Annotated in this window: 12 protein-coding genes; 1 reads left to right on the forward strand and 11 read right to left on the reverse strand. The window is 40.6% G+C overall.

All coding sequences use genetic code 11. The features are described 5' to 3' along the window. Window positions 1-228: 228 nt before the first annotated feature. From CDZ78_RS04530 to dusA, 11 genes are all read right to left on the reverse strand, one after another. Complete coding sequence (locus CDZ78_RS04530) at window positions 229-516, reverse strand: helix-turn-helix domain-containing protein (protein WP_087868911.1); 288 nt, start codon at window positions 514-516, stop codon at window positions 229-231. Next, window positions 513-782 (reverse strand): type II toxin-antitoxin system RelE/ParE family toxin, encoded by a 270-nt coding sequence (locus tag CDZ78_RS04535; RefSeq protein WP_230990565.1) that lies wholly within the window; start codon window positions 780-782, stop codon window positions 513-515. Before CDZ78_RS04535 ends, CDZ78_RS04530 begins: the two co-directional genes overlap by 4 nt. A 338-nt stretch (window positions 783-1120) precedes the next feature. Continuing rightward, window positions 1121-1303, reverse strand: a complete 183-nt coding sequence (locus tag CDZ78_RS04540) for a hypothetical protein (RefSeq protein ID WP_087868913.1) — start codon at window positions 1301-1303, stop codon at window positions 1121-1123. A gap of 587 nt (window positions 1304-1890) precedes the next feature. After that, window positions 1891-2976: a prephenate dehydratase gene (gene pheA / locus CDZ78_RS04550; RefSeq protein ID WP_087868915.1), complete on the reverse strand. Its 1086-nt coding sequence runs from the start codon at window positions 2974-2976 to the stop codon at window positions 1891-1893. 100 nt (window positions 2977-3076) lie between these two features. Then, window positions 3077-4156 (reverse strand): 3-phosphoserine/phosphohydroxythreonine transaminase, encoded by a 1080-nt coding sequence (gene serC, locus CDZ78_RS04555; RefSeq protein WP_087868916.1) that lies wholly within the window; start codon window positions 4154-4156, stop codon window positions 3077-3079. Next, window positions 4156-6798 (reverse strand): DNA gyrase subunit A, encoded by a 2643-nt coding sequence (gene gyrA, locus CDZ78_RS04560; RefSeq protein ID WP_087868917.1) that lies wholly within the window; start codon window positions 6796-6798, stop codon window positions 4156-4158. Before gyrA ends, serC begins: the two co-directional genes overlap by 1 nt. 313 nt (window positions 6799-7111) lie before the next feature. After that, the gene (locus tag CDZ78_RS04565; RefSeq protein WP_087868923.1) at window positions 7112-7708 is read right to left on the reverse strand and encodes a transglycosylase SLT domain-containing protein; all 597 of its coding nucleotides are present in this window, start codon (window positions 7706-7708) and stop codon (window positions 7112-7114) included. A gap of 6 nt (window positions 7709-7714) precedes the next feature. After that, on the reverse strand, window positions 7715-9286 hold the full coding sequence (locus tag CDZ78_RS04570) for a MutS-related protein (RefSeq protein WP_087868918.1): 1572 nt from the start codon (window positions 9284-9286) through the stop codon (window positions 7715-7717). Window positions 9287-9488: 202 nt separating this feature from the next. Continuing rightward, entirely contained in the window at window positions 9489-10463 is a 975-nt protein-coding gene (gene hemH / locus CDZ78_RS04575; protein WP_087868919.1) for a ferrochelatase, read from the reverse strand. Window positions 10464-10478: 15 nt separating this feature from the next. Beyond that, the gene (gene folE, locus CDZ78_RS04580) at window positions 10479-11021 is read right to left on the reverse strand and encodes a GTP cyclohydrolase I FolE (RefSeq protein WP_087868920.1); all 543 of its coding nucleotides are present in this window, start codon (window positions 11019-11021) and stop codon (window positions 10479-10481) included. Window positions 11022-11058: 37 nt separating this feature from the next. Then, window positions 11059-12045: a tRNA dihydrouridine(20/20a) synthase DusA gene (dusA, locus tag CDZ78_RS04585; RefSeq protein WP_087868921.1), complete on the reverse strand. Its 987-nt coding sequence runs from the start codon at window positions 12043-12045 to the stop codon at window positions 11059-11061. 219 nt (window positions 12046-12264) lie between these two features. On the opposite strand from dusA, the gene CDZ78_RS04590 reads away from it, so the two are divergent. Beyond that, complete coding sequence (locus CDZ78_RS04590) at window positions 12265-12723, forward strand: DUF4124 domain-containing protein (protein WP_087868922.1); 459 nt, start codon at window positions 12265-12267, stop codon at window positions 12721-12723. Window positions 12724-12821 lie beyond the last annotated feature (98 nt).

Consider the following 12821-nt stretch of genomic DNA (forward strand, 5'->3'; position numbering starts at 1 on the left):
TCCGCTTAGGCTCCGTTTCCCTGATTTTAAGCGAAGGACTTGAAGAAATACCTAAATCAACCTAAGCCCTTCTAAAAGTGTGTTGAAAAAATTAAATAGTTTTGATTAATACTGAGAAAACGGCATAGCGCAACCCCGGTGAGTGCTTGAATAAATAAGAACAGAATTAAAAAAACCGTGACGCTTACTTGTGGTCGCTGTTGATTTTTTTGTTATGTTTTTACACGTTTAATTATGAACTAATTTAATTTCAACATGGCAATTAACTGCTTCTGCATATTTTTTAATTGTTGCCAAAGACGGTGAATGTTTTCCACTCGTAAGTGAAGATTCTAATCTAGTAATAGCAGGAGCTTTAGTTCCCATTCGCGAAGCTATTTCTGCCTGGCTTAGTCCTGAATTTTCACGTGCTAATAACATACCTTGAAGCAATGAAAACTCGGGGGCTAAAGCATCATATTCATCTTTAACCTTTGGGTTAGATAAGGCTTTGGCTTTTAACTCTTCATGTGTCATTGTTTAATAACCTCTAGCATTCTTTTGTTAGCAATAAAAAGTTCCTTTTTTGGTGTTTTTTGTGTCTTTTTAATGAAGACATGAAGCATAATTATTCGTTTGCCAATTTTCGTACAAAAGAAGACTCTTGCAATCCCTTCTTTACTTTTAACCCTTAATTCAAATAAATCATTTTCAATTGGTTTAGTGTGTGGCATACCAAGGTTTGCCCCAAATTCAATCATTAGGGAGCTGGAAATAAATAATTGTCCAGTATTGGGCAGGATTTTTGTTCGTATTCAAGGCGTAGTAACAGGCGCATAGCAGGCTACGCAACTGTTACTACAACGCAGAAAACGGACAAAAAGACCAGCAGTTTTGGATGATTATTTGTTTCCATCTCCCTTAAGTCAGTTAACCTAAAATAACGAGACAAAAACCCTTCAGGCAAGCCTAAAATACTTTCTTCAACTTCAGGGCTATAATATTCAATGCTCCATTCCATAAACAGAATAATAACATATTTGTTATTTTATTCAACATTGTAGTTTTGGGGGAAACATAACATCCAAAATCACCGGAAGGCAAATGCGTAGCTTTTGACTTTCCTAGTGTATTTTAATTGTTAGGTGCTCATATACTTGATGCCCCCAATAACCACACCGACTGCTAAGTGTGAATTTTCTTTAATGAATTTCATTACTTCAGCGAGAATGATTTTTCCAACATGGATAACCTGACCGCCTATTATCTTGGTTTTTTCCCAAAGGTCATTTATCCGAGTAATTATTTCTTGCGGTAGACCCATATTTATAAACTGTGTGATTGTATCAACCTATCTAAGTCTAATACTGCTTACTTAATAGTGTAATTGCCTAATAAACAATAAGTTAAGAATGTAGGCTGGGTTAGATTTTTTAGCGTAGCGAAAAAACGTAACCCGGCAACACGTTGATTTATGGAAAAATGCTGGGTTACGTTATCGCGCTTTGCTTGATAAGCTAACCCAGCCTACATATGCAAGCTATTGTTTGTTAATATGTTAATACTTAAGTAAGCAGCATTGCTATCTAACCCCATTACACTTAAGTTTAGAAGAGATAGCTTTAGCTTTGCTTCCGATTCCGTTAATTTCATGATTTCTCCATTTTGACACCTAACGCCGCCAATAACTGGAGCGCAGCGTAACTTTTGGATGTCCATGTTAATTGGCCTTGGTAGTTGTAAATTTACGTTTCCATAGATAAAACCTTTTAGTATGAAGTTTAACTTTGGAGAAAAACTCCATATCGCCAGCTGCTCGAGTTGCTTAATTTTTCTTCATTACCTTCACGTCCTTCATGGTAATAATTCACCATAGGCTTGATTAGCGGACTAAAGTCCGCTCTACAACTATTACAAAATTGCTTTCGGATATGAGCCTAAAACTTTAATCATGGTGACACGTGATTTCAATTCTTCTAGCGCTGTGACAATATCTTTGTCGGTTTGATGCCCATCTATATCAATAAAAAAAAGATAATCCCACAAACCTTGTCGCGAAGGCCGCGATTCAATTTTGGTCATGCTAATTCCATATTTAGCAAATGGCTCTATGATGCTATACAAGGCTCCCGCATGATTTTTAGTAGAAATTAGCAATGAGGTTTTATCTTCATTCGTTGATACCGAAGTCAATCGACCGATAATAACAAAACGTGTGGTATTATCAGGCTGATCCTCAATACCACTTTCAAGAATCGACACATTATAAATTTCCGCCGCAACTTCTCCTGCGATTGCCGCCACACCAGGCTTGCTAGATGCAATTCTAGCGGCCTCTGCATTACTATTCACTTCAGTACACAGTACTCCTGGCAGATATTTATCCAGCCATTTTCGGCACTGCGCCAATGATTGTCTATGTGAAACGACCTCTGTTATCTCATTCAGGCTAGTAACATTGGCCATCAGATTATGCTGTATTCTAATGGCCACTTCACCGCATATTTGTACTGGAGATGCTACAAATCGATCCAGGGTTGGCGTGACCACCCCTTCAGTTGAATTCTCTATAGGCACAACACCAAACTGACAACGCCCAGATTCTACTTCCTGAAAAATATCTTCAATCGTAGTAACTGCCTCAGTACAAACTGCATGGCCAAAATGCTTATAAGCGGCTTGCTGAGTAAATGTCCCTTCTGGCCCTAAAAAAGCCACTTGCAATGGCCTCTCAAGCGCCAGACAGGCGGACATTAGTTCACGAAAAAAACGTGCTGCCGTGTCATTACTTAAGGGACCAGGGTTTAGCTCTTTAATACGTCTTAATACCAATGCTTCCCGATCCGGGCGATAAAAACAGCTATCCTCGTCTGATGCAATCTTGGTTTTGGCAACTTCTTCGGCTAGCGACGCACGCTGATTAATCAGCTGAAGAACTTGCTGATCTATTGCATCAATCTGATTTCTTAAATCAGCTAAGGGAATTACATTAGTCATGGTCAGAAAATATAATTAACAAAACATGGGGAGTAGGCTTTAGCCTACATTAATTACCGTACGATGTAGGCTAAAGCCTACTCCCCAAGGTTATTCAAATCTAGTGAGTACGCTCAAACTCAGCCATAAATTGTATTAAGGCCTCAATACCTGACTCTGGCATGGCATTATAAATACTGGCACGCATACCACCTACCGAACGGTGTCCTTTTAAGGATAAAAATCCCTGCTCTTTGGCAGCACTAAGAAATGCCTTATCCAGACTGTCATCGCTAAGAATAAAGGGTACATTCATACGTGATCTATCTGCTACTGCAACCGGATTACTATAAAGACTGGATTGATCAATGGCAGCATAGAGCTTGGCCGCTTTGCGCTGATTTATTTGCTCCAGTGCAGCAACACCACCTTGCGCCTTCACCCATTGCAACACCAGACCCACTAAATACCAGGTATAAGTTGCCGGCGTATTCAGCATAGACTCTTGCTTAGCCTGCTTCTCATAATTAAAAATATCGGGCAAACCTTTTTGCGCCTTACCTACCAGATCATCTCTGACTATGACCACGGCTGCACCCGCCGGGCCCATATTCTTTTGCGTGCCTGCATAGATAATGCCAAATTTACTGACATCAATGCTACGTGACAGAATATTTGATGACATGTCCGCAACTAACGGTAAATCACCGACATCAGGAATATCCTGAAACTCTACACCATGAATGGTTTCATTGGGCGTGTAATGCAAATAAGCCGCCTGATCATCGATATTCCAGGTCGAACGCTCTGGAATAGAGGTAAAATTACTGGCCTCCGAACTAGCGGAAATAATCACATCACAGTATGGCTTTGCACTTTTAATGGCTTTTTCGGACCAGGCACCAGTATTGATATAGCAGGCTTTCTGCTTACCATCTAATATATTGGCGGGAATAAATGAAAACTGTGCTGTTGCCCCACCCTGCAAAAACAGGATTTTATAATTTTCAGGAATAGCCATTAATTCCCGCAAGTCATCATGCAAAGTTTTTGCAATCGACATAAACTCAGCACCACGATGGCTCATTTCCATCACCGACATGCCAGAACCTTGCCAGTCCAACATTTCAGCTTGCGCCTGTTTTAATACAGCCTCGGGCAACATTGAAGGCCCGGCACTAAAATTATATATTTTTGACATTATTCACTCTCGCCCGTATCAGGGTCTGTTTTTTCCACAGGCTCACTGGCAACATCGCTTATCTCTGCTGCTTGCTCAACCACACTATTATCACCTGGCTCAGATTCTTCATCCTCAGCCAGACCATCAATTTTATCAACACCAATCAGCTTTTCCTTACTACCCAGGCGTATCACTCTAACACCTTGCGTATTTCGCCCAACTACCGAAATTTCATTAACCCGGGTACGAACCAATACGCCACCATCAGTAATCAACATAATTTCATCATTATCAGCAACCAGCACTGCGCCGACCAGTTTCCCGTTACGCTCTGAAGTTTGCATGGCAATCATACCCTGACCGCCACGTTTATGCCGAGTAAACTCTTCCAGACGTGTCCGCTTACCATAACCATTTTCAGTAACATTCAACACTGTTCCTTCAGAAGAGGTAATCAGGGAAATTATTTTCTGCCCTTCTCCCAAACGCATACCACGTACACCTGTTGCGGTACGCCCCATACAGCGCACATCAGATTCACTAAAGCAGTTTGCCTTACCGTTACTGCTGAATAACAGAATATTTTGCGCGCCATCAGTAACTGCTACGCCGACCAATTTGTCTCCTTCACGTAAATCAATGGCAATTTTACCGTTACTACGCTGACGCTCAAATTCTTTTAAAGCCGTCTTCTTAACTGTACCCGCTTCGGTCGCCATAAAAATAAACTGCGTTTCACTATATTCACGCACTGTCAACATGGCGCTGATTTTCTCATCTTTATCTAAAGGCAATAAATTAACAAATGGCTTGCCTCGAGAAGCCCGACTGGCAATAGGCAATTGATAGACCTTAAGCCAATAGACTTTTCCCGCAGATGAGAAACATAAAATCGTATCATGAGTATTAGCGACAATTAATTTATCAACAAAATCCTCTTCTTTAGTTGCCGTTGCAGATTTACCACGACCACCACGTCGTTGTGCCTGATAGTCTTCCAGGCGCTGTGATTTCACATACCCCTCATGAGACATAGTCACCACCACATCTTCTTCAGTAATAAAGTCCTCTTCCGTTAAACTAAGCTGATCGATCACTATTTCAGTACGACGTTCATCGGCATACTCTTCTTTTATAGCCTCTAGCTCTTCACGAATCACTTCCATTAAACGTATTGCACTACCAAGAATTTCAAGATACCCATCAATTAAATCCAGTAGCTTTTTATATTCGTCAACAATTTTATCTTGCTCTAAGCCCGTTAAACGGTGCAAGCGCAAGTCTAAAATTGCTCCTGCCTGTGCTTCAGAAAGACGATATTCAGCACCATGAATACCAAACTCCAGAGCCAGACCATCCGGACGGGAACGATCAGCATCCGCACGTTCTAATAAAGTAGCAACCAACCCTGAATTCCAGGTTTTTTCCAGTAAGCCGCTCTTAGCTTCTGCTGGATTGGCCGAGTTTTTGATTAAGGCAATCATTTCATCAATATTGGACATGGCAACAGCCAGACCTTCCAACACATGTGCTCGTTCTCTTGCTTTACGTAGCAAATAAATAGTACGTCGAGTAACTACTTCACGGCGATGATTAATAAAGGCATGCAGAATTTCCTTTAAATTCATGCATTGTGGCCGGGCATTGGAAATAGCCACCATATTGATCCCAAATACTGTACGCATTTGAGTTTGTTTATACAGGTTATTGAGCACAACGTCAGGAACTTCACCACGGCGTATTTCAATCACCATACGCATACCATCTTTATCAGACTCGTCGCGTAACCCCGAAATACCTTCGATTTTAGCCTCTTTAACTAGGTCGGCAATTTTTTCCAGTAAGCGCGCCTTATTTACCTGATAAGGTAATTCGGTAACAATAATAGCCTGACGAGTACCCTGATTATAATCTTCTACATGGCTACGGCCACGTATATAAACTTTCCCACGGCCCGTACAATAAGCATCATAAATCCCTGAAACACCATTGATAATACCTGCGGTAGGAAAATCTGGCCCTGGAATAAATTCCATCAAATCCCGGATAGTAATATCTGGATTATCAATCTGTGCCAGACAGGCACTAATCACTTCACCTAGGTTATGCGGTGGAATATTAGTCGCCATCCCTACCGCAATACCCGAAGAGCCATTCACTAATAAAGCTGGCACTCTAGCGGGCAACACTGCTGGCTCAGACTCAGACTCATCATAGTTGGCATTAAAATCGACTGTTTCCTTATCTAAATCAGCCAGCATTTCATGCGCAATTTTAGACATACGGACTTCGGTATAACGCATCGCCGCAGGAGAGTCTCCATCAACGGAACCAAAGTTACCCTGGCCATCAATGAGCATATAACGCAATGAAAAGGGTTGCGCCATACGGACGATAGTATCGTAAACAGCAGTATCACCATGAGGATGGTATTTACCGATCACATCCCCGACGACACGTGCAGACTTCTTATAGGCTTTATTCCAGTCATTACCCAATACATTCATTGCATACAAGACACGTCGATGAACTGGCTTCAAGCCATCTCTAACATCAGGGAGCGCTCGTCCAACAATAACGCTCATCGCGTAATCCAGGTACGACTGCTTCATCTCATCTTCGAGATTGACTGGGGTAATTTCTTTAGCAAATTCTGACATGGGTCCGTCTATAGTCTATATTGCTGATAAATCACTTTAACAGCTAGTAGTTTTCTAAATAACCTGGGCTTTTAAATCCAAATTAACATGAATTTTGACAACCGCTTATTATAGCAATAATTAAGGGCATATGGAGGCTAAAAATTAATAAAGCAGATTATAAATTCTACATATCTCCAGTTTCGATCTACTAGTAATATTTTTCCATAAAAACTCCATAAACACCCCTATTACCTTACTGACTCACTCCTAAATACCTCTTAACCAGAGACCTTTGATACTGCTTGCAGATAAAAACTATCAAAAATTCAAATCAAGACTGCGAGCCACTGGCTTTATAAAGGCGCAAAACCTGTTTTACATATTTTTGGGTTTCAGGGTAAGGCGGGATCTGATTATGATATTTTTTGACTGCATTTTCACCTGCATTATAAGCCGCAATAGATAGGCTTAAATCATCTTTAAAAAGGCCTAGCAAATGCTTGAGGTAACGCGTACCTGCAAAAATATTCTGCTTAGGATCTTTACGGTTAGTAGCGCCATATTGCCGTGCTGTCGCAGGCATTAACTGCATTAACCCCACTGCACCGGCACTGGAAACTGCAGTTGCATTATAGGCAGATTCAGCATAAATAACGGCATGAACCAGTTTAGGGTCAATACCATGCTTTGTAGCCGCCTCTTGAATAATCGGCGTATATTTCTTTTTATTTTTTTTCAGATGTTTAAACGAAGCTTTATAGCCTTTAGGCTTGCTACGTATAATCAGCTTATATTTTTTATGCTGAGGCTGGTCAGTGTAATACACCCGCCCATCAGGTGAGGTATATTTGTAAACATCAGCATAGGAACTAATGCTTAGCACTAAAAAGCCAGAAATTCCTATCGATAACTTTAGATAATTAAACATATACAACTAACTATCAGCCAAATACCCAGCGATATCTTCCTTGGAGAAGCCAATCTTTTTAGCGACACGGTCTGCATGGCTTACTCTTGAAATCCCTAGAATTAATTTATAGGAAGGATCTTCATCAGCAAATTCAACTTGCAGGGCGACTCCTGCTTTCTGATCGACAAAATGATCGACCAACTGGTGATTATGGGTAATCAATATTGTACTATTACCCTTTTGATAGAAACCATTGAGTACATTTGATGAAGTTTCCATTTTCTCTTCAAAAGTAGTCCCTTCAGCTATCTCATCCAGGACCACTAAACTTTTTGCTGTGGTTGCGAGAAATATTGTTTTAGTACGTTTTAGTTCAGACCCAAAACGCCCTTCACCATCATCTAACTGACTCACTTCCGGAGCCTGGTAGAAAATTTTATCGGCCACTGTCAAACGAGCAAAATCCGCAGGCACATAGCTCCCAATCTGCGCCAATAACTGTATCTGAGTCAGCGTTTTACAAAAGGCAGTTTTACCGCCACTATTTGGCCCGGTAATAAGCACTAGCTTTTCCTGATCCAATTCAAAATCATTGCCGATATAGGCAGAATCCGCCTTACTTAACACCGGATTTTTTGCATTTTTTAAACTGATCTTATGGTGCTCAGCCTCAAGTAACTCAGGCAGGACTAATGACGCAGCATTCGCTTCAGTATATTTTACCAGCGACAATAGCTCATCCAATTGGCCTAAAGCATCCAAAGCCACTCCTAACTCATGTGATTTCCTGTATTCCTCCCGTAAAGGCTTAATACAACTATCCCTATCAAAACCTCCAATAACCGGAAAATAAGCCAGCATCAACGGTACAAGGAAAATTGCAAACATCGGAGAAAAGCTCAATAACCCAATCGGCACAAACAAATTGACCAAGACCAAAGCCACAAAAACCATTGAGATTAACAGGGGTTTAAAAATAGATGGCTTAAAAATAATCGCCGGGCTAAAACCTTTTCGATCAATTTTACTCTGTATTCCATTTCCCCTAATGTACACAGGCCCAGACATAAGTGAAAAGCTACGTGTTTTAGTACATTCTTTCAGATTATTAAAAATCGAGCCGAGATAACTACTTTTAGGCTTATCAAGCTGCGATACGCCTCCTACAAAATTCATTATAAATCGAGTTCCACGACGATATTGCGTATAACCATACCCCTCGATTTCAGCATCTTCCCGCGCCGTCCCTGTTGACCCCAGAAATTTAGCAAATAATAACTGATAAAAGTACTTTTCATCTTTTAACGCATTAGCCAGCAGTTGCTCTAAAGCATTTTTTAACTCAGGGTTTGCCTGTAATTCTTTGACCGCATCCTGTTTATCAACAATAGCCTGCACATCAGCTAGCGGCTCAGCTAATGAACGATATAAAACTGCTTGTCCCAGAGTCGTTTGTGCATTGTTGATCGTATCAAATACATGATCAACTTCTATGCTTTCAAATGCATTCGCATCAAGCACGCCTGCATTTGTTTCTCCTGGCTTGCTAACACGAATATCAGGCCACTGTTCATTCCACGCTTTGAGTAAAGTCATATTATTTTTTCACTTTATTATTTTCTTAGATAAGCTCAATCAAAGTGCATCATCACTCACGAAGCCTTTTACTGAAAAGCTAAGCAATCACAACCAGGCTTCTGCACATTGCGCATCCTAACGGGGACAAACGACAACAACAACAACACCTCTACTAACCGTAGCTCGCATGCGACTTTAGAAATACGAAAAAGCACAAGCGTTAACTGCCTCGACTAGCAATTAAATCCAGCATAAGTTTAACATTTGCATCAGAATCATTTAAGGCAGGAATATACTGATATTTCTCCCCACCTGCTTTGATAAAAATATCCTTATTAGCCATATTAATCTCTTCCAGAGTTTCCAGGCAATCTATCGCAAAGCCAGGACAAATAATATCGATACTTTTAAAACCTTCCTCCGGCAATGCCATTAAGGTTTCTATGCAATAAGGCTGCAACCATTTCGCTTTACCAAAGCGTGACTGAAATACAACTCGCCATTTATCCTCTTTAAGCTTTAGCTGATCCGCAATTAGCTCTGCTGTTTTAAGACATTGATAATAATAAGGGTCACCTTTTTTAGTCAGCAGATCTGGCAAACCATGAAATGACATCACTAATAACTCACCTTGCCCCTGCTCTGCCCATGCGTATTGCACTGAATCCGTAATCGCACTGATATATAAAGGGTGCTGGTGATAATCACTGATAAAATTTAATTCCGGAATATACCGCCACTGCATTAGCTCAGTTGTTACAGCATCAAATACACTAGCAGTCGTGGTTGATGAATATTGCGGATACAAAGGAACAATAGTAATTTGCTCACACTTTGCTTTACGTAATTTACGTAATTGCGCAGTCAGCGATGGCTTCCCATAACTCATTGCCATTGCTACTAACACATGAGGCTCTGGTTGATAATGTCTAGCGAGTCTATCAGTCAGGTCCTGTGTTAAATAAATCAAAGGCGAGCCTCTGTCAGTCCACACCTTAGCATAAGCTTTTAATGATTTACGTGGCCGAAATGGCAATACCAGGAAATTTAAAATAAACCACCAAAGCGAACGCGGCAAATTCACAACCCGCGAGTCACTCAAAAACTGGCGCAAAAAACGCCGAATAGACCTTACCGTCAATTGCTGCGGCGAACCTAAATTAACAATTAAAATACCCTTTTTTTTATTCACCACTCGCCACCATCCTGATTAGCGATTAATTAAACTTAAAAATTCAGCTCTAGTACTCATTTCATCACGAAAAATCCCAGTCATCACTGATGTAGTCATCACTGAATTCTGTTTTTCTACGCCACGCATCATCATACACATATGCTTAGCCTCAATAACCACCGCAACACCTTTGGCATTAACCGCCTCATTCACTGCATCAGCAATTTGTTTAGTCAATCTTTCCTGAATTTGCAAACGTCGGGCATACATATCAACAATTCTAGCTAGCTTAGACAGGCCTAAAACATGTCCTTGCGGTAAATAAGCAATATGACATTTCCCTACGAAGGGCAATAAATGATGCTCACATAAAGAATACAGTTCAATATCTTTGACAATCACCATATCTTCAGTATCGGCTTCAAATATCGCGCCATTCAATACTTCTTCCAGGTTTTTCTCATAGCCATTATTTAAAAACTTAAAAGCTTTAGCTGCTCGCTTAGGAGTATCAACTAACCCCTCCCGCGTTACATCCTCACCAATTTCCTCAATAATTTTGCTGAAATATTCTTCCATCATCTGCCTCTAAAATTTAATAGCCTGATAGTATACATCATACTTGCACTAATTCTAACGCTTGCAAAACAACACCCTCATCAGCCCCGGCTTTAGGCCCCTGCTCACTTAGATGTCGTCGCCACGCCCTTGCTCCTTTAATACCATGGAATAAGCCTAACATATGCCGCGTTATACTATGCAACCTAACCCCCGTTGCTAATTGCTGCTGTATATAAGGTAGCATTGCCCTTGCTACCTCGTGCCGCACAATTGATTCACCGGCCTGCTGGTAAATCATGCTATCCACTCCAGCCAATATATAGGGATTATGATACGCTTCACGCCCAATCATGACCCCATCGACATTCGATAATAATTCAACCGACTGTTCCAGACTGGTAATCCCACCATTAATAATAATTTCTAACTCAGGAAAGTCCTGTTTAATTTGCCGCACTACATCATAACGCAACGGCGGCACTTCCCGGTTCTGTTTTGGTGACAACCCAGATAACCACGCTTTGCGCGCATGTATAATAAAGGTAGTACAACCTCCCTGTGCAACTTTTTTGATAAAACAGGCTAACTCCTGATACGAATCTTTATCGTCTATCCCAATACGAGACTTCACAGTAACAGGAATTGTAACAGCTTGCTGCATAGCAGACACACACTCCGCCACCAGATCAGGCTCTGCCATTAAACAGGCCCCAAAACGTCCATTTTGCACACGATCACTAGGACATCCGACATTTAAATTAACCTCATCATACCCATAATCCTGCGCCATTTTGCTACATATAGCTAAATCCTGAATCGAACTCCCACCTAACTGTAATGCAACAGGATGCTCCTGCGGAGCAAAGCCAAGATGACGATCTACATCTCCATTCAACAAAGCACCCGTTGTTACCATTTCAGTATATAAAACAGCATGACGAGAAATTAAGCGATGAAAGTAACGACAGTGCCTATCCGACCAGTCCAGCATCGGGGCGACACAAATTTTGTGTGTTGAAAATATAGACGTTTGCTTATTCATGCTTCTTTTTTGTTTGTTTTGTATAATCCTGAAACATCATGGTGAATTTTGGATCAGGATATGTAAAAAATAAAATATTTCTGTATAGAAAATAGCATTAGCTTAAATAACTAATAAGCATATAATTAGAACAACAGTAAACACAATGACAGTTTGCTCATTTATGACCACCATTCACAATCAATAACAGCAGGTTATTGTACACAGAGAGTACTAACCATGAAAATATTCACTACGCTCATCCTGTCCCTTGCTATTGCGCCTGTTTATGCAGAAATTTATAAATGCGAAGAAAATGGTAATACAAGTTATCAACAATTTCCCTGCAAAAAATCTGGCGAGAAATTTATCCCTGAAAAAGACATTAGTGAAACAGAACAAAATGCCGCAGTAGAAAAGCTCAATAAAGATATCGCCATTCAAGCTGAGCAAAAGAAAATTAAAAAAGCAGCAGATGACAAGGAGCGCTTGATTCGAGCGCAGGAAGAAAATGCTGATGCAGCCTATCAAAATGCCAGAGCCAGTAAAGCACAAGCATTACAAAATGCGCAACAGGCAGAACAAATAGGCAATCAACGCCCCTATTATTACCCTGTAAGACCGGTCAACCCCATTGCAAGACCTTTACCTCCCAATAAGCCATTTGAACCCATCGTAAAACCATTACCAAGAAAGTAATAAATTAACTTTTAATATAACTACTCAGCGTAAATAATTAAAAAAGTTCTTGACAGAGTTTTAGCCTTATTTTTGTGGTTTTTAGTCTCCTGCAGAAT

The sequence above is a fragment of the Bathymodiolus platifrons methanotrophic gill symbiont genome, from assembly GCF_002189065.1.
GTDB lineage: Bacteria > Pseudomonadota > Gammaproteobacteria > Methylococcales > Methylomonadaceae > Methyloprofundus.

What these genes read in the sequence shown, in the direction of transcription:
- serC (WP_087868916.1), bottom strand. Translation starts at nt 4,156, where the DNA reads ATGTCAAAAATATATAATTTTAGTGCCGGGCCTTCAATGTTGCCCGAG.
- folE (WP_087868920.1), bottom strand. Translation starts at nt 11,021, where the DNA reads ATGGAAGAATATTTCAGCAAAATTATTGAGGAAATTGGTGAGGATGTA.
- CDZ78_RS04540 (WP_087868913.1), bottom strand. Translation starts at nt 1,303, where the DNA reads ATGGGTCTACCGCAAGAAATAATTACTCGGATAAATGACCTTTGGGAA.
- CDZ78_RS04530 (WP_087868911.1), bottom strand. Translation starts at nt 516, where the DNA reads ATGACACATGAAGAGTTAAAAGCCAAAGCCTTATCTAACCCAAAGGTT.
- pheA (WP_087868915.1), bottom strand. Translation starts at nt 2,976, where the DNA reads ATGACTAATGTAATTCCCTTAGCTGATTTAAGAAATCAGATTGATGCA.
- CDZ78_RS04590 (WP_087868922.1), top strand. Translation starts at nt 12,265, where the DNA reads ATGAAAATATTCACTACGCTCATCCTGTCCCTTGCTATTGCGCCTGTT.
- CDZ78_RS04565 (WP_087868923.1), bottom strand. Translation starts at nt 7,708, where the DNA reads ATGTTTAATTATCTAAAGTTATCGATAGGAATTTCTGGCTTTTTAGTG.
- gyrA (WP_087868917.1), bottom strand. Translation starts at nt 6,798, where the DNA reads ATGTCAGAATTTGCTAAAGAAATTACCCCAGTCAATCTCGAAGATGAG.
- CDZ78_RS04570 (WP_087868918.1), bottom strand. Translation starts at nt 9,286, where the DNA reads ATGACTTTACTCAAAGCGTGGAATGAACAGTGGCCTGATATTCGTGTT.
- dusA (WP_087868921.1), bottom strand. Translation starts at nt 12,045, where the DNA reads ATGAATAAGCAAACGTCTATATTTTCAACACACAAAATTTGTGTCGCC.